25 protein-coding genes are annotated in these 26,192 nt (G+C 63.6%); 15 read left to right on the top strand and 10 right to left on the bottom strand.

Features of this window, described 5'->3' with window-relative positions:
• Positions 1-189 precede the first annotated feature (189 nt).
• The 5 genes from GIW81_RS10905 to GIW81_RS10885 all read left to right on the top strand — a co-directional run bounded on the left by GIW81_RS10905 (position 190) and on the right by GIW81_RS10885 (position 4,633).
• A complete protein-coding gene (locus tag GIW81_RS10905; protein ID WP_154739212.1) occupies positions 190-939 on the top strand; it encodes a GGDEF domain-containing protein in 750 nt (249 codons plus the stop codon).
• 151 nt (positions 940-1,090) lie between these two features.
• Positions 1,091-1,999, top strand: coding sequence for a metal ABC transporter substrate-binding protein (locus GIW81_RS10900; protein WP_154739211.1), 909 nt, complete (start codon positions 1,091-1,093; stop codon positions 1,997-1,999).
• Entirely contained in the window at positions 1,996-2,916 is a 921-nt protein-coding gene (locus tag GIW81_RS10895; RefSeq protein ID WP_154739210.1) for a manganese/iron ABC transporter ATP-binding protein, read from the top strand. Before GIW81_RS10900 ends, GIW81_RS10895 begins: the two co-directional genes overlap by 4 nt.
• A gap of 32 nt (positions 2,917-2,948) precedes the next feature.
• Positions 2,949-3,776, top strand: coding sequence for a metal ABC transporter permease (locus GIW81_RS10890; protein ID WP_154739647.1), 828 nt, complete (start codon positions 2,949-2,951; stop codon positions 3,774-3,776).
• A complete protein-coding gene (locus tag GIW81_RS10885) occupies positions 3,773-4,633 on the top strand; it encodes a metal ABC transporter permease (RefSeq protein ID WP_324614972.1) in 861 nt (286 codons plus the stop codon). The genes GIW81_RS10890 and GIW81_RS10885 overlap by 4 nt, the downstream gene beginning before the upstream one ends.
• Here GIW81_RS10885 and GIW81_RS10880 read toward each other — a convergent pair.
• From GIW81_RS10880 to GIW81_RS10870, 3 genes are all read right to left on the bottom strand, one after another.
• On the bottom strand, positions 4,618-7,698 hold the full coding sequence (locus GIW81_RS10880; RefSeq protein ID WP_154739209.1) for a multidrug efflux RND transporter permease subunit: 3,081 nt from the start codon (positions 7,696-7,698) through the stop codon (positions 4,618-4,620). The two genes, GIW81_RS10885 and GIW81_RS10880, sit on opposite strands and share 16 nt — an antisense overlap.
• A gap of 10 nt (positions 7,699-7,708) precedes the next feature.
• Positions 7,709-8,848 carry an efflux RND transporter periplasmic adaptor subunit gene (locus GIW81_RS10875; RefSeq protein ID WP_154739208.1) on the bottom strand — a complete coding sequence of 380 codons (1,140 nt, stop codon included), beginning with the start codon at positions 8,846-8,848 and terminating at the stop codon, positions 7,709-7,711.
• A gap of 184 nt (positions 8,849-9,032) precedes the next feature.
• Entirely contained in the window at positions 9,033-10,100 is a 1,068-nt protein-coding gene (locus GIW81_RS10870) for an ROK family protein (protein WP_154739207.1), read from the bottom strand.
• Between the two features lie 147 nt (positions 10,101-10,247).
• On the opposite strand from GIW81_RS10870, the gene GIW81_RS10865 reads away from it, so the two are divergent.
• Positions 10,248-10,670, top strand: a complete 423-nt coding sequence (locus tag GIW81_RS10865) for a low affinity iron permease family protein (RefSeq protein ID WP_154739206.1) — start codon at positions 10,248-10,250, stop codon at positions 10,668-10,670.
• Here GIW81_RS10865 and otsB read toward each other — a convergent pair whose 3' ends face one another.
• The 5 genes from otsB to GIW81_RS10840 all read right to left on the bottom strand — a co-directional run bounded on the left by otsB (position 10,671) and on the right by GIW81_RS10840 (position 17,252).
• Positions 10,671-11,528, bottom strand: a complete 858-nt coding sequence (gene otsB, locus GIW81_RS10860; RefSeq protein WP_195930512.1) for a trehalose-phosphatase — start codon at positions 11,526-11,528, stop codon at positions 10,671-10,673. It lies immediately after the preceding gene.
• Positions 11,529-11,532: 4 nt separating this feature from the next.
• Positions 11,533-12,624, bottom strand: coding sequence for a carbohydrate kinase family protein (locus GIW81_RS10855; protein ID WP_154739204.1), 1,092 nt, complete (start codon positions 12,622-12,624; stop codon positions 11,533-11,535).
• Between the two features lie 32 nt (positions 12,625-12,656).
• Positions 12,657-14,114, bottom strand: coding sequence for an alpha,alpha-trehalose-phosphate synthase (UDP-forming) (locus GIW81_RS10850; RefSeq protein WP_154739203.1), 1,458 nt, complete (start codon positions 14,112-14,114; stop codon positions 12,657-12,659).
• Between the two features lie 102 nt (positions 14,115-14,216).
• Positions 14,217-16,031: a glycoside hydrolase family 15 protein gene (locus tag GIW81_RS10845; protein ID WP_154739202.1), complete on the bottom strand. Its 1,815-nt coding sequence runs from the start codon at positions 16,029-16,031 to the stop codon at positions 14,217-14,219.
• Between the two features lie 309 nt (positions 16,032-16,340).
• Positions 16,341-17,252, bottom strand: coding sequence for an SDR family NAD(P)-dependent oxidoreductase (locus GIW81_RS10840; protein WP_154739201.1), 912 nt, complete (start codon positions 17,250-17,252; stop codon positions 16,341-16,343).
• Positions 17,253-17,422: 170 nt separating this feature from the next.
• Between GIW81_RS10840 and GIW81_RS10835 the strand changes: the two genes are divergently transcribed.
• Positions 17,423-18,775: an aspartate aminotransferase family protein gene (locus tag GIW81_RS10835; RefSeq protein ID WP_154739200.1), complete on the top strand. Its 1,353-nt coding sequence runs from the start codon at positions 17,423-17,425 to the stop codon at positions 18,773-18,775.
• 9 nt (positions 18,776-18,784) lie between these two features.
• Here GIW81_RS10835 and GIW81_RS10830 read toward each other — a convergent pair whose 3' ends face one another.
• Together GIW81_RS10830 and GIW81_RS10825 are read right to left on the bottom strand one after the other, a co-directional pair.
• Positions 18,785-18,988, bottom strand: coding sequence for a hypothetical protein (locus GIW81_RS10830; protein WP_154739199.1), 204 nt, complete (start codon positions 18,986-18,988; stop codon positions 18,785-18,787).
• 105 nt (positions 18,989-19,093) lie between these two features.
• Positions 19,094-19,738 (bottom strand): hypothetical protein, encoded by a 645-nt coding sequence (locus GIW81_RS10825; protein ID WP_154739198.1) that lies wholly within the window; start codon positions 19,736-19,738, stop codon positions 19,094-19,096.
• A 315-nt stretch (positions 19,739-20,053) separates the two neighbouring features.
• Between GIW81_RS10825 and GIW81_RS10820 the strand changes: the two genes are divergently transcribed.
• The 8 genes from GIW81_RS10820 to fliQ all read left to right on the top strand — a co-directional run bounded on the left by GIW81_RS10820 (position 20,054) and on the right by fliQ (position 26,140).
• The gene (locus GIW81_RS10820) at positions 20,054-20,725 is read left to right on the top strand and encodes a response regulator transcription factor (protein ID WP_154739197.1); all 672 of its coding nucleotides are present in this window, start codon (positions 20,054-20,056) and stop codon (positions 20,723-20,725) included.
• A gap of 93 nt (positions 20,726-20,818) precedes the next feature.
• On the top strand, positions 20,819-22,081 hold the full coding sequence (locus tag GIW81_RS10815) for a flagellar hook protein FlgE (protein ID WP_154739196.1): 1,263 nt from the start codon (positions 20,819-20,821) through the stop codon (positions 22,079-22,081).
• Between the two features lie 33 nt (positions 22,082-22,114).
• On the top strand, positions 22,115-23,584 hold the full coding sequence (gene flgK / locus GIW81_RS10810) for a flagellar hook-associated protein FlgK (protein ID WP_154739195.1): 1,470 nt from the start codon (positions 22,115-22,117) through the stop codon (positions 23,582-23,584).
• 4 nt (positions 23,585-23,588) lie between these two features.
• Positions 23,589-24,638: a flagellar hook-associated family protein gene (locus GIW81_RS10805; RefSeq protein ID WP_154739194.1), complete on the top strand. Its 1,050-nt coding sequence runs from the start codon at positions 23,589-23,591 to the stop codon at positions 24,636-24,638.
• Positions 24,639-24,682: 44 nt separating this feature from the next.
• Positions 24,683-25,030, top strand: coding sequence for a flagellar biosynthesis regulator FlaF (gene flaF, locus GIW81_RS10800; protein WP_154739193.1), 348 nt, complete (start codon positions 24,683-24,685; stop codon positions 25,028-25,030).
• Positions 25,027-25,467 (top strand): flagellar biosynthesis repressor FlbT, encoded by a 441-nt coding sequence (gene flbT, locus GIW81_RS10795; protein ID WP_154739192.1) that lies wholly within the window; start codon positions 25,027-25,029, stop codon positions 25,465-25,467. Before flaF ends, flbT begins: the two co-directional genes overlap by 4 nt.
• Positions 25,467-25,874, top strand: coding sequence for a flagellar hook assembly protein FlgD (gene flgD, locus GIW81_RS10790; RefSeq protein WP_154739191.1), 408 nt, complete (start codon positions 25,467-25,469; stop codon positions 25,872-25,874). Before flbT ends, flgD begins: the two co-directional genes overlap by 1 nt.
• The gene (gene fliQ / locus GIW81_RS10785) at positions 25,874-26,140 is read left to right on the top strand and encodes a flagellar biosynthesis protein FliQ (RefSeq protein ID WP_154739190.1); all 267 of its coding nucleotides are present in this window, start codon (positions 25,874-25,876) and stop codon (positions 26,138-26,140) included. The genes flgD and fliQ overlap by 1 nt, the downstream gene beginning before the upstream one ends.
• The last annotated feature ends 52 nt before the right edge of the window (positions 26,141-26,192 follow it).

Below are 26,192 nucleotides of genomic sequence, written 5' to 3'. Positions count from 1 at the left end.
GGGGATGTGCAACTGCCGTTTCGCATGCCGCACCCTGCGCTTTACATTTTTTTGAGCACAGCCGCGTAACCTCCAGCCCGCACACAATCCGTACAGTGAAGAGGTTGGCGCTTGGCGGTCAGGAACGTGCTCCGATCCATTGCTGCCCACCCGGGACGCAGCGCGCAGGACGCGATCCTCGCGCTCAGCGTGCTGGCGATCGTCGGCCTGCTGTCGATCGAGTTCGACCTTTTCCATTTTGCGCACCAGCTCACTGAAGCCGAGCGCCGCGTGTCGCTGGTGGAAGCCATCGCGCTGACCCTGCTACTCGGCGGCTGCATCGCCGCGTTTATCCATCGGCGCGTACGTGAGCTTCACCGGGACGCGGAAAAGCGCGCCGCGCTTGATCGCGAGATGTGCGAGCTGCGCGAGCAGGCGATGCGCGACCCATTGACCGATCTGGCCAACCGCCGCGCCGTGCTCAGCCGGCTCAACGAGTTGGACACGCGGACGGACGGCGCCCAGCATGCATTTTTCTTGCTGGATTTGAACGAGTTCAAGCAGGTCAACGATAGGTACGGGCACGCGGCGGGCGACACCGTGCTGCAGGTAGTCGCCGAGCGCTTCAGGCGTGTCGCGCGTCCGGCCGACCTGCTCGCCCGCCTGGGCGGCGACGAGTTCGGCATTCTTGCCTACGACGTCGACCGCATGGGTGCCGAGGCGGTTGGCGCCCGGTTTATCGCCGTGCTGGAGAACAAGATCTGGGTCGAGGGGGTGGGCCACGATGTCGGTGTGTCGGTCGGCGCGGTGCTCATTCCGGACGACGGCACCACCGCGAAAGAGATCATGGCCAACGCCGATATCGCCATGTACCGCGCCAAGAATGTCGACCGCTCGGCGCTGATCTTCTTCTGCGATATCAAGGTCAGCCCTGAAACGCAGCCGCGCGTCGCCGGCTAGATACCGGCCGATCTCCGCACCTCCATTGACTTTTCACCGGGTGATCGCATATTGTCTAGTTGCAAATCATTCGCAACTAGACGGGCGCCGCGGCCCTTCAGGGCTTGCGCGGGCGACTTTTGCCGGCCCTTCATATCCCGGGAGACGTAGATTGGGTGTAACGCGACGGACATTTGTGCGGGGGGTGGCACTTCTGTGTCTCGCCGCGCTGCCACAGCTGGCGAATGCGGCCGACCCCGGCAAGCCGTTCAAGGTCGTGACGACGTTCACGGTCATTCGCGATATCGCCCAGAACATCGCCGGCAACGCCGCGGTGGTGGAGTCGATCACTAAGCCCGGAGCGGAGATCCACGACTACCAGCCGACGCCGCACGACATCGTCAAGGCGCAGGACGCCGACCTCGTCATCTGGAACGGCCTCAACCTCGAGCGCTGGTTCGAAAAGTTCTTCCAGAACGTGAGTGATGTGCCGAGCGTCGTCGCCAGCGACGGCGTCGAGCCGATGGGCATCGCCGAGGGTGCCTACTCCGGCAAACCCAATCCGCACGCCTGGATGTCGCCCTCCAACGCACTCATCTACGTCGAGAACATCCGCAAGGCGCTGGTGCAGCACGATCCGGCGCACGCCGACACCTACAACAAGAATGCCGCCGCGTACGCCGCGCAGATCAAGGCGATGGATGCGCCATTGCGCGAGCGGCTCGCGTCGATCCCCAAAGACCAACGGTGGCTGGTGACGAGCGAGGGGGCGTTCAGCTACTTGGCGCGCGACTATGGGTTACGCGAGCTCTACCTGTGGCCGATCAACGCCGACCAGCAGGGCACGCCGCAGCAGGTGCGCCGGGTGATCGATGAGGTGCGTAAGAGCAAGATCCCCGTCGTGTTCAGCGAGAGCACCGTCTCCGACAAGCCGGCGCGGCAGGTCGCCAAGGAGACGGGCGCGCGCTACGGCGGCGTGCTGTACGTGGACTCACTCAGCGAGGAGACCGGCCCCGTACCGACGTTTCTCAAGCTGCTCGAGACGACGGTCGCGACCATCGCCGAAGGTTTTGGCGCATGAACTATGCGGGTACGGAGCCGACGATCGAGACGCCGCGCGGCGTCGCGGCGTCGCTGTCCGTGCGTGACGTGACGGTGACCTATCCGAGTGGCGTGACGGCGCTGAAGGACGCATCGTTCGAACTCGGACCGGGCACGACCTGCGGCCTGGTCGGCGTCAACGGCAGTGGGAAGTCCACGCTGTTCAAGGCGATCATGGGCTTCGTGCGGCCCACGACCGGCGAGGTGCGCATCTGCGGGCTGCCCGTCGACGAAGCCTTGAAGCGCGGCTACGTCGCCTACGTGCCGCAGAGCGAGGACGTCGACTGGGACTTCCCCATCCTCGTCGAGGATGTCGTGATGATGGGGCGCTACGGCCACATGAACTTCCTGCGCATTCCGTCGACAAACGACAAGCGCAAGGTCGGTGAGGCGCTCGAGCGGGTCGGTATGACCGGCTTTCGCCATCACCAGATCGGCGAGCTCTCCGGCGGCCAGAAGAAGCGCGTGTTCCTGGCGCGCGCTCTGGCGCAGGAGGGGCGCGTCATCCTTCTCGACGAGCCGTTCACCGGCGTCGACGTGAAGACCGAGACGGCGATCGTCGATCTCTTGCGTCAGCTGCGGGCGAGCGGGCACCTGATGCTCGTCTCCACCCACAACCTCGGCAGCGTCCCGGACTTTTGCGATCACGTGGTGCTTCTCAATCGTGAGGTGCTGGCGGCCGGCCCGACGGCCCGCACGTTCACCCAGGAGAACCTGGAGCGCGCCTTCGGCGGCGTGCTGCGCCGTTTCCGCCTGGAGGGCGGGCAGCTTCACGCCGACGACGACCGCCGCACCGTCACCGTGCTGACCGACGACGAGCGCCCCGTGGTGTTCTACGGCGAAGGCAAGCCGGAGGATGAGCCGCTACGGCGCAAGAACAACGGGGACAAAGGGTGACCGAGCTCCTCTCCCCGTTCACCTACGACTACATGCTGAAGGCAATGTTCGTCAGCGCATTGGTCGGCGGCGTGTGCGCGTTCCTGTCCGCCTACTTGATGCTGAAGGGCTGGTCGCTGATGGGCGACGCGCTCGGGCATGCCGTGGTCCCCGGCGTGGCGGTGGCCTATCTCATGCAGCTGCCATACGCCGCCGGCGCCTTCGTCGCCGGGCTGCTGGCGGCGCTCGGGATGGGGCTCGTCAAGCACCGCACGCGCCTACGCGAGGATGCGATCATCGGTTTGGTGTTTACGGCATTCTTTGCGGCGGGGCTGCTCATCGCCTCCATCTATCCGACGTCGATCAATATCCAGACGATCGTGCTCGGCAACATCCTCGGCATCTCCGACGAGGACGTGGTGCAGGTGGTGATCATCGCCGCGGTTTCGCTGGCGCTGCTGCTTGCGAAGTGGCGCGACCTGATGGTCGTCTTCTTCGACGAAAGCCACGCGCGCACGGTCGGCATCGACGCCGGCGCGCTGAAGATCATGTTCTTCGCGCTGCTCGCGGCATGCACCGTCGCGGCGCTGCAGACGGTCGGCGCCTGTCTCGTCATCGCCATGGTGGTTACGCCGGGGGCGACGGCCTATCTGCTCACCGACCGCTTCGGCAGGTTGTTGGCGCTGAGCGTCGCCATCGGCGCGGGGACAAGCTTCGCCGGCGCCTACATCAGCTACTTCCTCGACGGCGCGACCGGGGGGGTGATCGTCACGCTGCAGACGCTCCTGTTCCTCGCCGCCTTCTATCTCGCGCCCAAGCACGGCGTGATCGCAGCGCGCCGCCGTCGGCCGGTGCCGTCGTCACAGGGAGCGATTCCGTGAGCGAGCTGTGGGACTTCTTCGTCGTGCCGCTGAGCTATGGCTTCATGCAGCGGGCGCTCGCGGCGTCAATCCTCATCGGCGCCGTCTGCTCGGTGCTGTCTTGCTATCTGGTGCTCAAGGGCTGGTCGCTCATGGGCGACGCCATCTCGCACGCCGTGCTGCCGGGCATCGTGCTGGCGGCGGTGCTCGGCCTCCCGTTCGCCGTCGGCGCCTTCGCGGCCGGTCTCGCCTGCGCGCTGCTCATCGGCTACCTCAAGGAAAACAGCCGCGTGAAAGAGGACACGGTGATGGGAATCGTGTTCTCGGGCATGTTCGGGCTGGGGCTGGTGCTGTTCACAAAGGTCGAGACCGATCAGCATCTCCTGCACGTTCTCTTCGGCGACATGCTCGGCATCACGCCGCGCGATTTGATCGAGGTCGCGATCATTGCCGGAGGCACGCTGCTCATCGTCCTCGCCAAGCGCCGCGATCTCTTGCTCTATTGCTTCGATCCGCAGCACGCCCGTGCCATCGGCCTACCGCTCGGCGTCATTCACTACGGGCTTTTGGTGCTGTTGGCGCTGACGATCGTCGCCTCGCTCAAGGCAGTGGGCATCATCCTGGTCGTGGCGATGCTGGTGGCGCCCGGCGCCATTGCCTATCTGCTTACCGACCGTTTCGAGCGCATGCTGGTGATCGCCGCCTGCGTCGCCATCGGCGCGAGCTTCTTCGGAACGCTCATTTCCTTCCACATCGACGGCGCGACGGGCCCCTGCATCGTTCTGCTACAGGCGTTCGTGTTCGTGCTCGCCTTCCTGTTCGCGCCGCGCCGCGGCGTATTCGCTCTCAAGCGCAGCAACTCTCACTCTGCCGGGTGACTGACCCCGGTGGCAGGTGACGGCGCTTTCTCGTGGCGGTGCTCGCGGGCGATATAGGTGTAGACCGCCGGCGTCACGAACAGCGTGAACAGCGTGCCGATCGTCATGCCGAAGGCGATGACGATGCCGATGGCGAAGCGTGACGCGGCGCCGGCGCCCGTCGCGAAGATGAGCGGCACCATGGCGATGACCATGGCGGCGGTCGTCATCAGGATCGGCCGCAGGCGGATCGCTGCCGCCTCCTCGATCGCCGCGCGCCGGCCCAACCCCTTCGTCTGCTGCAGGTGGTTGGCGTAGTCCACCATGAGGATGCCGTGCTTCGAGATGAGGCCGATGAGCGTAACGAGACCGATCTGCGTGTAGATGTTGATCGTGCCGAGGCCAAAGGTCAGCGGCAGGAGCGCGCCGAAGATCGAGGTCGGTAGCGCGATGAGAATGATGAGTGGATCGCGGAAGCTCTCGTACTGGGCCGCGAGCACGAGATAGATGACGATGAGTGCGAACACGAAGGTGACGACGAGCCGGTTGCCCTCCTGCACGTACTGGCGGCTCTCGCCCTGGAAATCGTAGGTGAACGATTCCGGGAAGATCTCCTTCGCCTTCCCTTCGAGGAACGTGATGACCTCGCCGATGGTGCGGCCCGGGAATGGGACGCCCTGCAGCGTCGCCGAGTTGAGCTGCTGGAAGCTCGTCAAGGCGTTGGGCTGCACGCTCTCGCGCACGTCGACGACGGTCGACAACGGCACCATCTTGCCCGACGACGTCTTCACCTCGTAGCGCTTGATCCAATCGGGCTGCAGGCGGAAATCGCGCGGCACCTGTGGAATGACCTGGTAGCTGCGGCCGTACAGATTGAAGCGGTTGACGTAGTTGCCGCCGAGCAGCGTAGCCAGCGAGGCACCGATTTCCTGCATGGTGATGCCGAGGCTGTTGGCCTTGGCGTGGTCGATCTTCACCTCGATTTGCGGCGTGTCGAACTTCAGATCGCTATCGGCAAAGATGAAGAGACCGCTCTTCATTGCCTCCTCCTGCACCTTCTGCAGAACCTGGGCGAGCTGCTCGTAGTCGGACGTCGTCGTCAGCACGAATTGGATCGGCGGGCCACCGGTCGAGCCCGGCAGCGACGGGTTGCCGAAGGTGAGGATCTGGCCGCCAGCGATGCTGTTCACCTTGGGCTGCAAGTCCTGCAGGATCTGCGCCTGCGTGCGGTTGCGCTCTTCCCACGGCTTGAAGAGGATGCCCGAGAACGCCTGATGGACGTCGCCGCCCATGCCGTTGATGGCGAACACGTGCTCCTTTTCCGGAACCGTCTTGAAGACGTTGTAGAGGTGGTCGGTGACCTGCTCGAGATAGTCGATGTTGCCGGCGGGCGGCGTTTTCACGAGGTTGAAGAGGATGCCCTGGTCCTCTTCCGGGGCAAGCTCCTGCTGCGCCGTGGCGTACATGAGCACGGTTGCAGCGATGACGCCGACGAGCACGAGCAGCGTGACCGGACGATAGTTGAGCGTGCTGCTGAGGCGGCGCTGGTAGCGGTGCTTCAGGCGGTCGAAGGTGCGGTCGAGGAACTTGACGAAGCCGCCGGACGACAGCTCCGCGGTCAGAAGCTTGGAGCACATCATCGGCGATAGGGTGAGCGCGATGATGCCGGAGACAATCACCGCACCGGCGAGCGTGAAGGCGAACTCGCGGAACAGCGAGCCGGTGAGGCCCGAGACGAAGCCGATCGGCGCGTAGACGGCCGCGAGCGTGATCGTCATCGAGATGACCGGCACGGCGATCTCGCGGGCACCGGCGATCGAGGCGTCGAAGGGCGTCATGCCCTCTTCGATGTGCCGGTGGATGTTCTCGACGACGACGATGGCGTCGTCGACGACGAGGCCGATGGCGAGCACCAGCGCCAGGAGCGTCAGGAGGTTGAGCGAGTAGCCGAGTGCCAGCAGCGCGAACATCACGCCGATCAGTGACAGTGGGATGGTGACGATCGGAATGAGCGTCGAGCGCAGGCTGCCGAGGAACAGGAAGATGACGACGATGACGATGAGCGCCGCCTCGATGAGCGTCTTCTGCACCTCGGAGATCGACGCGTCGATGAACTTGGTCGAGTCGTAGGCGATGTCGGCCGTCATGCCCGGGGGCAGCTCGGCTACCAGGGACGGAAATGTCTTGCGCACATCGGCGATGACGGTGAGCGGGTTGGCGGTCGGCGTCGAGTAGATGCCGATGAACACCGCCTTGAGGCCGTTGAACGCCGACGTCGAGTTCACGTCCTCGGCGCCGAGCGCGATCTCGGCGATGTCATTCAAGCGCACCAAGGCGTCGCCGCGCGCCGCGACGACCAGCTGGCCGAAGGCCTCCGCGCTGGCGAGCGACGTCTCGGCGTTGATCGTCGTTTCGACGAAGTCGCCCTTGATCTGGCCGGCAGCGGTCGTGAAGTTGTTGGCGGCAAGCGAGGTGCGTACCTGCAGCGGCGTGACGCCGAGCGCCGCCATCTTCTGCGGGTTGAGCCAGATGCGCATGGCAAACGTCTGGCCGCCGAGGATTTGCGCGTTGGCGACGCCGTCGACCGTCTGCAGCTTCGGCTGCACCACGCGCGTCAGGTAGTCGGTGATCTGCGAGGAAGTGAGGACGTCCGAGTTGAACGACAGGTACATCAGTGCCGTCGACTCGCCCGTCTGCTTGATGACGACCGGGTCCATCGATTCCGGCGGCAGCACGCTGCGCACCTGATTGACCTTCGACAGAACGTCGGCGACGGCCCGATCCGGGTCGGCGTTGAGGCGCAGGTTGAGCGTCACCGTCGAGACGTTCTGGCGCGAGCTCGACGACAGCGTGTCGATGCCCTCGGCGCTGGCGACCGCCTGCTGAATGGGAACGGTGATGAAGCCCTTGATCACGTCGGCATTGGCGCCGGGGTAGCTGGTCGTGATCGTGATCGTGGTGTTGGACAGCTCGGGGTATTGACGGACCTGCAGATTGAACGCGGCGCTGAGGCCGATCAGCAGGATCAGCAGGCTGACGACCGACGCCAGCACCGGGCGGCGAATGAAGATGTCGGTGAACGACATGGTCTAGCCCCTACTGGTACGGTCGCGTGGCGGGTGGCACGAGTGCCTGCGAGTTATCGACTTTGACGAGGCTGCCGTTGGCCAGCTTTACCTGCCCCGTGGTGACGACCTGCTCGCCCTCTTTCAGGCCGGAGGTCACGGCCACGCGGTCTTCGCGCACCTGTCCGCTTTTGACGAAGCGGCGCTCGACCACGTAGACGGTGTCCTCGGGTTTCGCCGGCGCCGGCTGGCCCTCCTGGGGCTTCAAGACGTACACGCTGTCGCCGTAGAGGCTGTAGGTGATGGCCGTACGCGGCACGGTGATGACCTTGGCCGGTCCGCCGGCGAGAACCTGCACGTTGGCGAACATGCCCGGCAGCAGGGCGTGGTCGGGATTGGGCAGGGTGCCGCGCACCAAGAGCGTACGTGTCTCCTGCGAAACGCGGGCGTCGAGGGATGTGACCGAGCCCTTGAAGACCTGCTTGCCGAACGCATCGACCGTCAGCTCGATAGTTTCGCCCACGTGCAGCTTGCCGACGTTCTGCTCCGGCATGGGGAAGTCGACCCAGATCGGATCGAGCGCCTGCAGCGACACCATCGCGAGACCGGGTGAGATATACTGCCCCACCTCCACATGGCGGATGCCGAGACGCCCCGCGAAGGGCGCGAGGATCGCCTTCTGCGCGATCAGCGCCTTGATCCGGTTCAAGGCGGCCGTTGCGGTGTCGCGCTTGGCGCGGGCCGTATCGACATTCGCTTCGGAGGCGACAGCCTTCACCAGCAAGTCGGTCTGCCGCTTGAAGGCGACTTCCGCCTCACGCAGGATCGCGTCGGCGCTGGCGAGATCGGCCTGTTCGACGGCGATATCGAGCTGCACGAGCTTCGTGCCGGACGCCACGTCCTGGCCGCTCTCGAAACCGAGCCCGGTCACGATGCCGGACACCTGGGCGGCGATCTCGACGCCCTGCGACGCGATGAGCGTGCCGATGGCCGGCAGCCGCTCGGTCCATTCCTCGGTCTTGGTGGACTCGGCGGTGATCACTGCCGGCGGAGGCACCTGCGAGCTGATGATCTCTTTGATCATCTGCGGCATGAAGACGAGCTTGAAATAGGCGAGCCCACCAACGAGGACGCCCATGACGACTAAGGCGATGAGGAAGCGCTTGATCATAGGTCGGTCCCAATAGGGCGCGTGATGTCGAACGGGCGCGGAAGCTACGCGGCCGAATGACCGCAAGCCAAGGCTAATTATTGGATGCTGGATTCCCCGTCAGCCGAAGTCGCGTGCCCGCGCTGATTTGCCCCGCAGGAATGTGGGTTGCCTCGGAGTGGTCGTCAACGGGCAGGCAAAGTATTTATTCCGACGCCTTGCGCCGGTTGGTGAAGCGGGCATTCCCCAGCCCGGTGCCGATGGTCAGCACGCCCCAACGCTCGTAGTCCTGCATCACGGGCAGCTCGCTCAGGCCCTGCACAACGGCGTCATTGTGGATGACCACTTGGGTCTCATGCCCGTCGATCAGGGGAATGCGCTCGCGGATGCAGTTCGCGAGGTTGAAGCGGCTGCTTTCCCAATTGCCGGGCAAGTTCTGGGCGCCGGTCTCGATGGAGCCGTCCTCGCGAATGAGCCCCGGGCAGCCGATGCCAACCACGGGGGCGAGCTTTAGCTCCTTCTTTTCGGCCAATGCGATGTGCTCGAGCAACATATCGTTGAGCCGGCTCACGGCCTCGTCGCGCTTGGTCTTCTCGTCGCCGTGCCGCCACAGGTCGGAGGCGAACACCCCGGCCTTGGAGAGGTCCTTTGCCTTCTTCAGCTTGGTTTCGACAATCCCGACGCGGATGTTGGTGCCGCCGATGTCGACGGCGAGGATGCCATCGAAACCCTGCAGCATCCACGAAGGCATGAGGTGGGCGGTGCCGATGAGCCCCGCTTCGTCCGGATGGTTGCGAATGAGCTCGATCTCGATCTTGTGGTCGCCGGACTTCAGCAGCACCTCGGTGCGGCCGACGGCCAACTCGCCGACGCGGCTGTCGCGGAACCCTCCGCCGATGACAATCGCCTCGGTGTCGCGCCACGCCGAAGTCTTGAGGAAGCGCTTGATGACGGAGGTCAGGGCTTGCGCAAAATCCTCGACCGCGCTGTGAATGATGCCGCCGGCCTCCGGGTCCCCCTCCGCCAACATCTTGTCCAGCTGCTTTTTGGACATCTCCTCGGAGAGCGTGTCGCCGAGGGGATCGACGCCAAGTTCGCGCAACGGCTCGCGCCACTTTTCCAGGATGTCGTGGAAGGCACCGCGGCTCGCTTTGTCGCCAACGAAGCCGTCCTCGTCCTTGATCTCGAGATTGTAGCTGTCGACCTCCACGCTCGGCAGCCGCTTGGCGCCGTGCGCGTTAAGGACGGGACGCTCTTCTGCCATTACGCCCATGGTCTCCGCCGCTGTTCGACTGGTCGATGGCGGCTCTGACACGCCGCGCTGCCCTGCGCGGGCAGTAAACTCGGTGTGCGAGCAAAGGGTTCCGGCCTATGCTCGATACCGGAACTTGGCCGCATCGGGCGGCGTTTTCGGCTCGCCATGGCCCAGCTTAGCGACAAGAACACCTCGTTCTTTACGCGATTTGCGCGGTGGGTCTCGCACGCGACGGGTTCGCCTTATGCGTTCGCAATGGCGGTCGCGGTGGTTCTGGTGTGGGTGGTGAGCGGCCCGCTGTTCGGCTTCTCCGACACCTGGCAGCTCGTCATCAATACCGGCACCACGATCGTGACCTTCCTGATGGTGTTCGCCATCCAGGCGTCGCAGAACCGCGATTCGGAGGCCATCCAGGTCAAGCTCGACGAATTGATCCGCGCCATCGAGGGCGCGCAAAACCGCTTGCTCGACCTCGAAGAGCTCGAAGAAGACGAGATTGAGCGCATTCGCGGCGAGTATCGCCAGTTGGCGAGTGAGGCGCGCGACGATACGAGCGCCGGTACGGATTGCCCGCCGGCGCCGCGCTGACTACGACGAGCGTGGCCGCGGCGCCGTCTCCAGCTGCTCGGCGAAACGCGTGAGCCACGCGAACACGCGCTGCGGGCTCTCCAGCTCCACGTCTGTGCCGAACTGCTCGCCCGCGACCCGCAAGCCCACCCCGCCGTGGTGGCGTGCTGCCGCGAACGCGGGGATGTCGCCCATGTCGTCGCCGATCATGATTGGGCGGCGGCCGGCGAATTCCGGCAGCGCCAGGATCGTCTCCAGCGCCGTGCCCTTCGAATGACCCGCAGGAATGATCTCGAACAGCTTGCGCCCGTGGCAGAGGACGAGCCCTTCGGGGTATTGCGTCAGCAATCCCCGCAGCTCGGCCTCGAGCGCGTCTTTCAAGTGCGGCGCCAGGCGGTAGTGGACGGCGAGACCCGGACCCTTCGGCTCGGCGATGATGCCGGGCAGCTTCTGCGCGCGGCGAATGACCTCCTCGACGAGTGACGCCGGCAGGCTGGTCGCGACGCGCGCGATGGCGCCGCCGGTGGTCGTGCGCAGCTCGCCGCCGTGGACGCCCGAGCCGACGAACATCGCCGGCTTCATGAGCGTGTCGATCTCGGCGAGCTGGCGACCGGTGAGAATGGCGAGCGCGCCGCCGAGACCCTTATAGATGCGCACCAGCGTCTCGACGAGTTTGGCCGGCACGACGACCTCGTTTGGCGTCGGGGCGATGTCGAGAAGCGTCCCGTCGCAATCGAGGAACAAGGCATAGTTGCGCACGTCGCCGGCGAGCAGGTCGCCGGGCGTCGGGTCGCTGCTCTTCGCCAAGCGAACCTCGTCCATCCGCAAGTCTGTCGCGGCCTTCGCCATGCGCTCCTCGAGGTGCTGCCGATCACCCATCGCTCTAGAGGCTCCACTTGCGTAGCTGAAGATGGCACCTTGCGGCCAGGCGACCTTCCAGCGCATCGCGGCGCAAGAGGCCGGTCTGCGTATCGATATAGGAGACGACGCTGGCCGCGTTTAGAGTCGCGGCCTTGAGCGCCACATCGCTCGGCCGTCCCAGGGCGATGAGCGCCGCAAACGTCGATGCCATGGAGTCGCCGGCACCCGCCGTGCTGGCCACGGTCGCCTCGGCAGCCGGACAGAAATGAACGCCGCCATCGGCGCATACGAACGCTCCACCGTGGCCGTCGGTGAGCATGACATAGCGCGTCCCGAGCGCGCGCAGCGAGTGGAGGAAGGCCGGAAGGCTCATTTCGTACCCCCCGCCGACGAGGCCGCGCGCTAGCAGCGGCGGCGGTTGCTCGCCGGCTTCGAGCGTGAGTGCCGTTCCGCCTTCACCGAACTTGGCGACGAGGCCAGGCACGAGCGCATCTGCCTCGGCTCGATTGATGGCGAGGACGTCGATACTGGAAAGGTTATCGAGAAACGCTCCGCCACGCGCCGAGAGCTGGCGTACCCCGGCGTTGACCGCGACCAGCGCGCCGGCGGCCTTGGCCTTCTTGATGATGTGCGGAAAGCACTCGGCTGAGCGGTTAGAGAGGCTCGACACGTAGACGAGGTCGGTCGCGAAAGCTTCGTCGACCATATCCGTCGGCTCGAGCAGCGTATTGGCGCCGCGAAAGGTGAACACTGCAGCGTTGCGGTCGTGCGAGGAGACGATCACCGAGGCGCCGGTCGGAGCCTTCGCATCGCGCAGAACCCAACGTCCAGAGATGCCCTCGGTGCTAAGGCGAGCCAGTATGAAATCCGCGCGCGCGTCACGGCCGAGCTTCACCAGCGTCGATACATCGAACCCGAGACGCGCCATGGCAACGGCGGTGTTGATGGCGCCGCCGCCGCAATGGGTGGAGACGTCCAGCGCTTCGGTCTTGCGGCCCTCCTCGAGCAAGAGGAACGAGGTATCCGCGTTGAGCATCGCCATTCGTTCGATGCGATCGCTCTCTATGATGGCGATCGTATCGACCATAGCGCCGCCGATCGTAATAGCCTTCATCATATCCCTTCTAATATTCGGGCGGTGGTCCCTCAACTGGGCTGTATGCGGGGCGACACGCGGGCTAGCTCGATCTCCTGCAACGCCTTGCGCGCCGCATCCGATGGCGAGGTGGGAATGGCCAGCGTGCTACGGCGTCCGACGCTTTCGAGTGCATTTAGGAACGAGCGGCACCAGTCGTAGGTGCTGTTGCTGCGCACGCTGTCGAGCAGCGCCTGATGACGCTCCTGCCGCTCGGTAAGGCCCATCTCCAGCGCGACCTTTATCGACTTGGCCATTTCTTCCACGTCGTAGGGGTTGACGATGAGCGCCTCCTTCATCTGCTCCGCGGCCCCGGCGAAGCGCGACAAAATGAGAACGCCGGGGTCTCCCGGGTCCTGGGCGGCAACGTATTCCTTAGCGACAAGGTTCATTCCGTCGCGCAACGGGGTGACGAAGCCGACGCGCGAGTTGCGATAGACATCCACGAGCATTTTGCGCGGCGTTGCACGGTGAATGTATTGAATCGGCACCCAATCCAGTTCCCCGTAGCGGCCGTTGATGCTTCCCGACAGAGTCTCTAACTCATGTTTTATGTCGGTGTATGCAACCATCGTTTCGCGCGTCGGCGGCGCGATTTGCGACAGGATCACCTTGCGCCGATAGTCAGGATACTTCTCGAGGAAGCGTCCGAAGGCGCGGAATTTCTGCGGCAGGCCCTTGGTGTAGTCGAGCCGGTCGACGCCGAGCAGCCGGGTAGTAGCGGTTGGCGCCTCGCGGCCGCGCTTCGGGCGCGAGCCGATGAATGAATCGACGTCGATGCCAACGGGGAAACTCGCGATCGACAGCTCGCGGTCGAAGGCGCGGATGCGCCCGTCCTGGAGGATGCGGCCGAACACGCCGTCCTGCAGGTAGTCGATCAGATTGCCGACGTCGACCTTGGTCTGCAGGCCGATGAGGTCATAGGAGGCGAGGCCGCGGGCAAGCTCGCGATGCTCCGGGATGGCGAGAAACGTCTGCGCCGGCGGCACCGGAATGTGCAGGAAGAAGCCGATCGGATTGGTGACGCCGAGGGCCCGCAGCTCCATGCCGAGCGGGATCATGTGGTAGTCGTGGACCCAGATGATGTCGTCGGGTTTGAGCAGCGGACGCAGCGCCTGGGCGAAGCGCTTGTTGACGTCGAGATAGCGCTGGTAGTAGCCGGCTTCGAACTGCGCGATGTCGAGGCGCGAGTGAAACACCGGCCACAGCACGTTGTTGGAGTAGCCAGTGTAATAATCGTCATGCTCGCGCGAGCTGAGCGCCAACGTCGCGACGGTCGTGCCGTCGAACTCCGCGAGGGCGGGCTTGGCGTTCAACTCCTCGCTGCGGTCACCGATCCTACCGTTCCATCCGAGCCACAGGCCCTTGCGCGCGCGCAGGGTGTCGGCGATGGCGACGGCCACACCGCCGGCCTGCGATGCCTTGGACAGATCGGCGACACGATTGGAGACCAGAACGATGCGACTCATGCTTTATCCGGCGGGCCCGCGTGACGTGTTTGCCTAGCCGGACAACCATTTAGCTTCGGTTATGGTTCCGCTTGAGCAATACTGCCGCACGTTGTGCAAGGATCAGCCTGCGGCCCAGGCATCTTCCCAACTGCGCGACAGTTTCATGCCGGTGTTAATGATACCCGCCATGCAATACGTCTGGGGGATGTTTCCCCAGAGTTCGCCGGTGGTTGGGTGAATATCCTCACTCAGCAGGCCGAAGGAATTGGTGCGCGAGAGCACATCGGTGAAGAGGTCCCGCGCCCTGCCGGTCTCACCGATCGAGGCCAGCGCGTCGGCGTACCAGAACTGGCAGACGAGGAACGCGGTCTCCGGCGCGCCAAAATCGTCGTCCGACGTATAGCGCATGATGAAGCCGTTGCGATTGAGCTCTCTGCCGATGACCTCGACGGTGCGGCGGAAGCGTTCGTCGTCGGCGCGCAGCATGCCGAACTCGGCCATGAGCAGAGCGCTCGCGTCGAGGTCGTCGTGGTCGAGTGCGCCGGCGATGGCACCCCACTTGGGGCTCCAGGAGCGTTCGAGAATTTCGTTGCGGATCTTGTCGGCGTGGCCGCGCCAGTATCCCGCGCGATCTTCGAGCGACAACAGACCGCCGAGCCGCGCGAGACGATCGCAAGCGACCCAGCACATGGTCGCCGAGTGCGTATGGATACGCGTGCGACCACGATACTCCCACGGACCGGCGTCGGGCTCCAGGTAGACGCGCCGCGCCTGGCGGCCGAGCGGTTCGAGGCGGCGGAACAGCGACGCATCCCCCATGCCCGGCAGCCGCTCGTCGATGAACATGTGCGCCGCGCCGAGGATGACGCTGCCGTAGGCGTCGTGCTGCGTCTGCTCGGCCGCCTGGTTGCCGACGCGCACCGGCCCCATGCCGCGATACCCGGCGAGATCGGTTGCGATGCGCTCTGTCAAAGGCTGATTGTGAACGATGCCGTAGACCGGCTGCAGCGGCGGCTCGGTGTCGACGGCGATCGTCGTGATGTAGTTGAGGTAGCCCTCCATGGTCTGCGTCGCGCCGAGACGATTGAGGGCGCTGATCACGAAAAAGGCGTCGCGCAACCAGCAGAAGCGATAGTCCCAGTTGCGCTGCGTGCCCGGCGCTTCGGGTAGCGACGTCGTGTGCGCGGCGATGATCGCACCCGTCTCCTCGAAGTGGCACAGCTTCAAGGTGATGGCGGCGCGGATGATCGCGGACTGCCAGTCGAGGGGAATGCCGAGGCCGCGCACCCAGCCGAGCCAGTAGTTGCGCGTCCGGTCGAGGAACTCGCGCGCGACGCTGTCCACGGAGGCCTCAAGGGGCTCGTCGGAGCCGAGGATCATCGTCACCGGATGGGTGAGCGCGAACGGCGTCTCGTGCGCGATGTAGGACAGCGGCGCATCGGTGGTGAGGCGCAGCACGTCGGCACCTCCGCTGTAGCGAATGTGGTTGGAACCGATGGCCGCCATTTGTGCGGGCTGTCCGTAGTTGAACGTCGGCCGCAGGCGAATGGTGACGCGCGGCAGGCCACGCAGCGGCTCGATGCGGCGAATGATCTGCGCGGGATGGAAGGCGCGCTCGAAGCGCAGGAAACGGGGCGCGAAATCGGTGATGCGCACGGCATTGCCGTTGCTGTCCTCGAGCACCGTCTCGACGATCGCCGTATTGCGCACATACTGCGCGCGCGCCGTCGTCTGCTCGTGCATGACGACGTCGCAGAAGCCCTTCTCCTCGTCGCCGGCGAGCAAGTTGGAAAACACCGGGTCGCTATCGAGGCGTGGGAAGCACCACCAGACAATACGCCCCTGCGTGTTGACGAGCGCTGCTATGCGCCCATTACCGATGGGGGCGAGATCGAGATTGACGATTTCGGCGCGGGATGCGGAACGGCCGGCCATTCAAGCCCTCTCCTTGGGTCGCGGACGTCCGCGTTTAGGCCGTCAACGCACCACTGTCCAGGAAGTGCCGGGAGATGCTGATAAATGGTCAATTCGACTGCAAGCAATCGCAGCCAGGCAGCGCAACGGCACGAAATTTTGGAAGGGTACGGGCCGACGCGGTGCGCGCAGAGCGAGTTCAAGTCACTCGCCGACACGCCACCGCGTCGACTGCGCCGCGATACGCAATACATGACTCCGGCGCCCGTCGACACTAAAGCGGAAAACCGTTTCGACAAAGCAAATGCAACGAACGCGCCCACCAAGCCTTCACCGATCCTTATCGGGCGTGTCGGACCAGGGCCGTTCTTCACGCCGTCGTAACAGCCAGCCGACGATCGGCAGCACCAGCGCGTGCGGAATGATCCAAACTGCGATCTGCAGCAATTTGCCGGTAACACCTGGGACGAACAGATGGCAGCCGGAAACGTAGGCGCGATAGGCGGCTCGTGCGGTTTGATCGGCACTCAGCGCCAGTAGCAACTGCCGGTAGAAGGAAAGCTCAGCGCCCATCGCGTCGTGGAAGCCCGTGTTGACCGGACCGGGCGCCAGCGCCATGAACCGCACGCCGCGGCCCGCGTTCTCGGTGGCGATGGCACGTGTGAGCGACACGACGTAGGACTTGCTCGCGTAGTAGGCGGCCTGGTTGGGGCCAGGCACGAGACCGCCGAGCGAGGCGACGTTGAGGATGCCGCCGCTGCCGCGCGCCAGCATCTTCGGGAGCGCATGCCTCGTGAGCCGTGTGAGTGCGGTCACGTTGAGGTCGAGGAGGCCGGCGATCCGCGCCTCGGGGTTTCTGACGAACGGTCCCGCGAGCCCGACACCCGCGCAATTGATGAGCGTGTCGAGGTAGAACCCCTTGCCGGCAAGTCCGGCATCGATGCGCTCGGCCGCGTCGGGTTTGGTCACGTCCATCGGAATCGCAAGTGCCGCGACGTCATGCTCTTGGGCTATGGAGGCCGCCGCCGCCTGCAGCGCATCGGCGTGGCGCGCGACGATCGCGACATCGTGTCCCGCCTTGGCGAAGCGCCGGGCCAGTGCCAGGCCGATACCGCGCGATCCGCCCGTGACGACCACGATCGGCTTGAGGTCAGCGACAGCCGCAAGCGCGGCCGGGTCGGGCTCGGCATAGCGCCCGACCCAGAGATCGACGGTGCGGCGGAGCAAGGAGCGGCCTTTCATCTCGTGCGTCGTCTGGGCGAGCGCCCGAAGTGCCTGATCAACTGCACCATTCAGCTCCTACCCCTCGCGCCGGACGGCCGGACACGCAATAATCGTAAGCCGCGGCGCCGATGATCGGCAAGCACGCAAGTGCCAACAGCGCCAAATGGAAGAATGCAAAGCAGACCCTCATGAATGATACCACTCCAGTTCCGCCGGCGAGCGGCCTGAAGGCGAACGACCTCGACGCCTTCTGGATGCCCTTCACCGGCAATCGCCAGTTCAAGCGTGCCCCGCGCCTGTTCGCCGGCGCTGAAGGCATGCGCTACGTAACGGCGGACGGCGCACGTGTCCTCGATGGAACCTCGGGCCTGTGGTGCGTCAACGCCGGACACTGCCGGCCGAAGATCGTCGAGGCGATTCGCCGCCAGGCGGGCGAACTCGATTTCGCCGGCACGTTCCAGATGGGACATCCGAAGGCGTTCGAGTGCGCCTCGCGCCTCGTCAACATGGCGCCGCCGGGATTTGACAATGTCTTCTTCACCAACTCCGGGTCGGAAGCGGTCGATACGGCGCTGAAGATCGCCATCGCCTATCACCGCGTGCGCGGCAACGCGTCGAAGACGCGCCTCATCGGCCGGGAGCGCGGCTATCACGGCTCCAACTTCGGCGGCATGTCCGTCGGCGGCATCGCCGCCAATCGCAAGCTGTTCGGTGGCGCGTTCATTCCCGGTGTCGATCATCTGCGCCACACGCACGACCTTGACCGCAACGCCTTCAGCCGTGGGCAGCCGCTATACGGAGCGGAGCTGGCCGACGATCTGGAGCGGCTCGTCACGCTGCACGATGCCTCGACGATCGCGGCGGTCATTGTCGAGCCGGTCGCCTGCTCGGCGGGTGTCCTCGTGCCGCCGCAAGGCTATCTGGAGCGGCTCGCGGCGATCTGCGCCAAACACGACATCCTGCTGATCCTAGACGAAGTGATCACCGCCTTCGGCCGGTTGGGCGCGCCGTTTGCTGCCGAGTACTTCGGTATCCGCCCTGACATCATCACGGCGGCGAAGGGCATCACCAACGGCGCAGTGCCGATGGGCGCGGTGTTCGTGCAGGGGAAGATCCACGACGCGTTCATGACCGGTCCGGATGCGGCGATCGAGCTCTATCACGGCTATACCTATTCGGGGCATCCGCTGGCCGCGGCGGCGTGCATCGCCACACTCGACACGCTGCAGGAGGAGGGGCTGCTCACCCGCGCCAACGAGCTCGCGCCCTATTGGGAAGAGGCGGTCCATTCGCTTAAAGGGATGCCGCACGTGATCGACGTGCGCAATATCGGGCTCATCGGCGCCGTCGAGTTCGAGCCGATCGATGGCGAACCGGGCAAACGCGCCTACGACCGCTTCCTCGAGGCGCTGCGGCTCGGCGCGCTGGTGCGGGCAACGGGGGACGTCATCGCGCTCGCGCCGCCGCTCATCATCTCCAAGGCCGAGATCGACGAGCTTATCGGCATCTTCACCCGCGCGCTGACGAGCGTACGGGACTAGGTAGCGACGCTAAGCGAATGCCGAGAAGGTAAGCGCTGCGGCGGCGGCCACGATCGCTCCGGCCGAGAAGCCGAGTAAAAGCGCATAAAAGAAAGCGGCGGAGCTCGGCGCGGCGCGCGACCAGGCGATTTCGTTTATCGCATCATCGAGTGCGCGGCGCAGCTCCGGGACGGAAAGAGTGTCGATCGATCGATTGCGCCAGGTCATCATCATGGGAGCAAAGCTCCTCTTTACGCGAACGGTTCGTCACCCCCTGAGCAATGAGCGTGCCAACTATAGATAGGAAGTCGACGGAGTTTTCTCAACCGCCGGCTCGCCCTAGAAGTCGGCTCGGTAGTAATCTTCGCAGCCGGCGGCGGACAGGGCTGGGTAAGGTTGCACGTCCCGAACTTCCCGTTTGTCGACGATCACGGCCGTGTAGTATCGGGCGTACCGTCCTTCATCACGTCCGGGGAAATCGCGGCAGTACTGCCAGACCTCGACGTTTCCGTTGGATCTGACGTAGTCCGGTCCGCCCACGAGAGCGACGAGATCCTTGGTTCCCATGCCGGGCCGTACCGCCGCCCAGGCTTCAGGGGGAACACCGCACCCCGCAACGCCGAGCACGGAGGCAACGGTTACGCAGAGTGCCAAAATGGGGCGTGTGAAACGCCTCCCTTCGCTGACCCACGCAGCGAGTGCAGAGACAACCGATGCGAACGCCCGATGAGCAAACCTTCCATCCGAGCTTTTCGGATCGTTCGTCGAACTCGAAGGACGATGTAGATACGCGCGCTCCGCAGGGTGAAGCTCCTGTAGCGTTCTCTGCCACAGAAGGGCGTCGGACTTCTGATTGTTGACCTGACGCTGGCGTGCTCTGCGCGTCTCGTCGAGTTCCGACAACGATCCGAACCAGGCGAGAATGAAGATCGGGCCGGCGATCATCAGAGCAAACGCACAGAACGCGATGGCGGCTTCGCTCATCGCGCCGCCGAGCCATACGCACGCATGCACCGTAAGGAGCACCGCTGCCGTCGCAAGAATTAGTGGGGAGCCCCTTGGCAGCATTCGTTTGATTCCATCCTGTCACGCGGCCGGAAGACTAGGATGGTCAGCCTGTGCCAAGCTTGCGCGGATATCCGGAGGCGATGCGATTCAGCGTGTCGCGCAGATAACATAGATGCTCGCGCGCATCAGGGACGAAGCCGAGTGATGCAGGACGAAGGACGAACGAATTAATCTGTTGTGCATAACTTGCAGAACGACATTCTGATCATCGAGCGATTCGGGGGGCATCGAATGATCATAATCGTCGACGATCGTGATGCGTTTATGGAGTTAGACAACCTAGGATTTGGCCGCGAAGGAATTTCGACCGAAGGGCTGGCGGCATCGGACTTCCACGATTGGGTAAGGACAGCCCCAGAGCCGGAATTGGCCGCGGTTGAGGCCTTTGTTCTGGGGGAATGCAGCGACCGTCGCACTTTCCCGAAGATTATCAAGCAACGGTCGCACGCGCCTGTGCTCGCTCTGACCGGTGCAAGGTCGCTGCAGGAAACGCTCGACCTCTTCGCTTCCGGCGTCGACGACGTTATCGGCAACCCAACACACATTCACGAGATCCTAGCGAGGATCAAGGCCATCAAGCGGCGAGCCTCCGTCGAGTCGGAGGGGACCGTTAGCGGAGGCATTCGTGTGTTTGGCGACGGGCGCGATCCGGAGGTCGCCGGCGATCAAATGCACCTACCGCGGCGCGAGCGGCGCATCCTGGAGTACCTCATGAGCAACAAGGGGCGGCGCGTCACGAAGACTCAAATCTTTAATTTCGTTTACGGGCTCTTCTCCGACGAAATCGATGAAAATGTCATCGAGAGTCACATCAGCAAGCTCCGCAAAAGGTTGCGTCACCGGCTCGGGCACGATCCGATCGATTCGCAACGCTACCTCGGTTACCGGCTGATCGATTTCTGACGCCCCGATTGAAGTTAGCGTGGGCGAATTCAGTTTCGCGCAAGCCGGAAATGTTCCAATCGCGACGCGGTTGCATGGACGAGGAGCGAGCTGATGGGTCTCTACAGTACGATGCGCACGAGTGCGTCCGGCATGGCTGCGCAGGCCAATCGGCTGGGCGCCGTGTCGGATAACATCGCGAACTCGAGCACGACGGGCTACAAGCGCGCCTCGATGGAGTTCGCTTCGCTCGTCCTCGATTCGGGTGGAACCGAGTACGTCTCCGGCAGCGTCGAGTCCCACACGCGCTATGCGATCAGCGAACAAGGCTCCCGCAACTTCACGACCTCGGCGACGGATCTGGCCATCAAGGGAAGCGGCTTCTTTGTCGTGACCTCGGAAAGCGGTCAGACCTTCCTGACGCGCGCCGGCTCCTTCGTCCCCAACGGCGTAGGCGAGCTCGTCAATGCGGCCGGCTTCAAGTTGATGGGCTACAGCTTGGACGGTGGGCCGCCGAGCGTCGTTGCCAACGGTACGGCAGGCTTGGAGGTGGTCAGCATCAAGACGCTGGCGCTGCAGGCCACCCCATCTACTGGGGGTCTGTTCAACGTCAACCTGCCGCTCAACGCGCCGGTAGTTGCGCCTGCCAATCTGCCATCCGCCAATGCGGCGACTGCCCAATATGCTGGTATGACCTCGTTGGTCGCCTACGACAATCTCGGCAACCAGATCACGCTCGACGTCTACTCCGCCCATACCGGTGTCGGAACCTGGGAAATTTCTGTCTTCAATCGCGCCAATGCAGCCGTTGGTGGCGGCTTCCCCTATGCGGGCGGCGCGCTTGTCACGCAGAATCTGACATTCGACATGACCAACGGCCAGCTGACCACCCTCAGCCCGAAAAGCGTCACCGTACCTATCCCCAACGGCGCTAGTCTCGTGCTCGATATGGCGGGCAGCAGCCAGCTCGGCGCCGACTACACGCTCCTCGATGCGACAGTGGTCAACGGCAACGCTCCAAGCGAAGTTGACCGGATCGAAATCGCTGACGACGGCACGCTCTTTGCCGTGTTCGAGAGCGGAACGCGGATCGCAACGTACAAAATTCCTCTCGCGAATGTAGCGAGCCCCGACAACATGCAGCCTCTCGCCGGCACTGTCTTTGTGCCGACCGCCGATTCCGGAGAGATCCAGATCGGCTTCCCGGGCGCGAGCGGCTTCGGAACCATGGTGTCGGGGGCGCTCGAGCAGTCGACCGTCGACCTTGCCTCCGAGCTCACGACGATGATCGAGGCGGAACGCAACTACACGGCCAATTCGAAGGTCTTTCAGACCGGTTCCGAGTTGATGGAAGTGCTCGTCAACCTCAAGCGCTAAAGGGATGCTTCCTTAGCCCCGGGAATGCCTTAAATGTCGCTCTCAGCCAGTCTAAATACGGCCTTGTCTAGCCTGGCTACCACGGCGGAACAGACGTCCGTTCTCTCACGCAACATTGCGCGCGTGGGAGATCCAACGGCATCGAGGAAGAACGCCAACGTCATAACGATGCCGGGCAGCGGGGTGCGTCTCGCCTCGGTGACCCGGGTGGTCAATGTCGCTCTCTTCAACAATGTGCTCAGCACGACGTCGAGTGTTGCAGGCCAGCGCGCCATTGCGGATGCGCTCGATCAGCTCGAGCAGACCATAAACGACACCGAGCTCGATTCCTCGCCGGCGGCGCTGATGCAAAAGCTCGCCAACGCGATTCAGCAATACGCATCGGCGCCAGATAGCATCGCTCACGCGCAGTCGGCAGTGGCAGTGGCGCGCGACGTCGCCACGGCGCTCAACAGCGCTACCGACCTCGTCCAGAACGTTCGCTCCCAGGCAGACGCGGAAATTTCCGGCTCGGTCGACAGCCTCAATACGCTGTTGTCGCGCTTCCAGTCGGTCAATGCCGAGGTCGTCAAGGGAACCCGAAGCGGTGCGGACGTCACCGACTATCTCGACCAGAGGGATCAGCTCCTGAAGCAGATCTCCGAGGAGATCGGGATCAGAGCGACCACGCGCGCCAACAACGACATGGCGATTTATACGGACAGCGGCGTCACGCTGTTCGATGTCACCGCGCGTTCCGTAAGCTTCCAGCCGACATCCATTTACGGGGCGGCCACAACCGGAAATGCCGTCTATGCCGACGGCGTCCCTATTACCGGCAGTTCCGCCACGATGGGCGTGGGATCGGGGCGCATCGTTGGGCTGGTAAAGGTAAGGGACGACCTGGCCACCACGTATCAGAGCCAGCTCGACGAGGTTGCGAGAGGTTTGATTTCCGCATTCGCGGAAAGCGATCAGAGCGCGGTGCCCGCGCTGCCGGACGTACCGGGACTGTTCACCTGGAGCGGCGCTCCGGCACTTCCGCCGGGCGGCAGCATCACGCCGGGCTTGGCCGGTGCCATCCGTGTCAACGCGCTGGTCGATCCCGACCAAGGCGGCAACGCAAAGCTTTTGCGCGACGGAGGCATCGGCGGCGCGGCCTACCTCTACAACTCTGGCGGAGTTTCCGGTTACACGGATCGTCTGGAGCAGCTGCAGGAGCAAATGAACGCGGCGCAATCGTTCGATCCCGCCGCGAAACTCTCGTCTTCGGCGACGCTCAACAGCTTTGCTTCCTCATCCGCGGCGTGGCTGGAGGAGGCGCGCAGGACTGCAAGCGATGAGGCCGACTACCGCAGCACGCTTCTGGAGCGGTCCTCCGAAGCCCTCAACAAGGTTACGGGCGTCAATCTCGACGAGGAGATGACACTGATGCTCGAGCTCGAGCGCACCTACCAGGCATCCAGCAAGCTGATCTCAACGATCGACGCGATGCTGGGCGCACTGCTGGCATCGATGAGATGACGCGATGAAGACGACGTTCATCTCCACTAGCGCGATCTCTGCGGCGACCCGTTCGTCGCTGATGAAGGTGCAGCAAGAGCTGGCCGACGCTCAGAAAGAGATGACCACCGGCCGGCTCGCCGACGTAGGGAAAACCCTCGGCTTCCGAACCGGTCAGACGATCTCCTTGCGCCAGGAGCATTCGCGTCTCACCGCCATCATCGAGACCAACACGACTGTCTCCACGCGTCTAAAAACAACGCAATCGACGCTGAAGAATCTCGTCGACAACGCGCAGGACTTCCTTGGCCAGCTGAATGGCTCGCGCATCGGCGGGGCCAACGCCGCCGGCGTACAAACCGAAGCCCAGAGTCGGCTCGAGGCCTTCCTCGACACCGTGAACATTTCATCCACCGACGGCTACCTTTTTGCCGGCGTGAATTCCGACGTGAAGCCACTCACCGATTATTTCGATGCCCCGACGCCCGCCAGCCGCCAGGCCGTAGCGAACGCATTCTTTACGGAGTTCGGAATTGCCCAATCGGATCCGGCCGCGCAAAATATCAGCGCGGCCGACATGCAGACTTTCCTCGACACCACATTTGCCGACCTGTTCAACGACCCGTCTTGGAGCACGGACTGGTCGTCGGCCTCGAATCAAAACATGCGCAGCCGCATCTCGACGAACGAGCTCATCGAGACGTCGACTAACGCCAACGAGGCAGCCTTTCGCAAGTTGGCAAAGGCCTACACGATGGTGGCCGATCTCGGAGCCCAGAATCTCAGCCAGCCCGCCTTCGAGACGCTGATCGATCAGGCGATCCGCGACGTGAACGACGCGATTGGGGACTTGGGCAGCCTGCAGTCGAATCTTGGCGTCGCTCAGCAGCGAGTAAGCGATGCGAGCGAACGGATGTCGCTGCAGATCGACATTTTCACCCGGCAGGTGACCTCGCTCGAAACCGTCGATCGCAACGAGGCCGCGACCCGCGTAAACGATCTGATGACGCAAATCGAGATCTCCTACGCGCTGACCGCGCGCATCATGAGCCTCAGCATTCTCAAGTATCTCTGATCTGACGAACGCAACGCGCAACCATTCAGAAGCTGAGACGAAAAATGTACCAATTTCCATACGCCGACGTACTTGAAAATGACCCAAAGCTCGCCCGCGAGCGAGAGCGGCAAGTGTTCGAGCGGTGTTTGGAGCTGCTCAAGGCGGCGGACGAAAAGGGAGCCGGATCGCTCGAGGCGATCGAGGCGCTCGACTACTGCCGCCGCATCTGGGCGACCTTCTTGGAGGATCTTGCAAGCCCCGAGAATGCGCTACCCAAACAGCTTCGCGCCGAGATCATCTCTATCGGTCTTTGGGTAATCCGAGAGACGGAGAACATCCGGCTTGGCAAGTCGACCGACTTCAAGGCGCTAATCGAAATAACAACCTCGCTCCACGACGGCCTCAAATGAAGAAGAACCTACAAATCTCCTTGAAGCCGGGGGAGCGGATCTTCGTCAATGGGGCCGTGCTCAAGGTCGATCGCAAGGTCTCCTTGGAGTTCCTCAACGACGTCACTTTCCTCTTGGAGCACCACGTGCTCCAGCCCGAGGATACGCGAACGCCGCTGCGCCAGCTCTACTTCATCGTCCAGACGGTGTTGATCGATCCAGCCAATGGCGATGATGCGCGAGCCATGTTCCACGGGTCGATTGCCTCCCTGCAGGCTTCCTTCGAGAACGTCGCGATTCGCCAGGGTCTCACCGACGTTCGTGAGTTTTTCGAGCGCGGACGAGTTTTCGACGCGCTCAAAGTCTGTCGCTCACTCTTTGCGATCGAGGACGACATCCTTGCCCAGCGGAGTCGCTCCGACAAACCCGACGTTGGCCTGCAATGCGAGGTGCCCTGATGCAAGTATCGACAACAACTTCCACGGCGTTGCAGAGCAATACGCAAACGTCGCAGACAAAGAACACATCCGCCGCTTCACTCGATTATACGGCCTTCCTCAGGCTCCTGATCGCGCAGATGCAAAATCAGGACCCCACCAATCCCACCGATCCGGCTCAGTGGATGGGGCAGATTGCGTCCTTCTCGAATGTCGAACAATCGATCCAGGCGAACGCAAAGCTTGATGCACTGATGACCTCGACGGCTTTGTCGCAGGTCGACGGACTTATCGGACACACGGTCACTTCGGGGGATGGCAGCATCAGCGGTAAAATCACCTCTGTCCGCATCATTTCCGGTGGCTCCGTGGCAATCTTGGACAACGGCAAGGAGCTCCTGCTCGGCGAAGGCGTGAAGGTGAGCTGATGAATCAAGCAGACGCTCTCGATATCGTGCAGTCGGCGATCTGGACCATTATTGTCGCCTCCAGTCCCGCCGTGGTCGCAGCCATGGCAGTCGGCATCGTAATCGCGCTCCTACAAGCATTGACGCAGGTACAAGAGATCACCCTGACTTTCATTCCGAAGATCATTGCCACGTTGCTGGTGACCTCGTTGATGGCTCCCTTCATCGGCACGGTTATCTATGCCTTCGCCGAACAGCTGTATGGCCGGATCCAGAACGGCTTTTGAGCGGCGTTGACCCTCTCAGGGCACCCTCGCGCAAGCTTCGCTAGCTAGTTTT

The sequence above is a fragment of the Hyphomicrobium album genome (genome assembly GCF_009708035.1).
GTDB lineage: Bacteria > Pseudomonadota > Alphaproteobacteria > Rhizobiales > Hyphomicrobiaceae > Hyphomicrobium_A > Hyphomicrobium_A album.
Note: the sequence above shows the minus strand (reverse complement) of the source record. Positions and strands in the feature narration are given on the sequence as shown.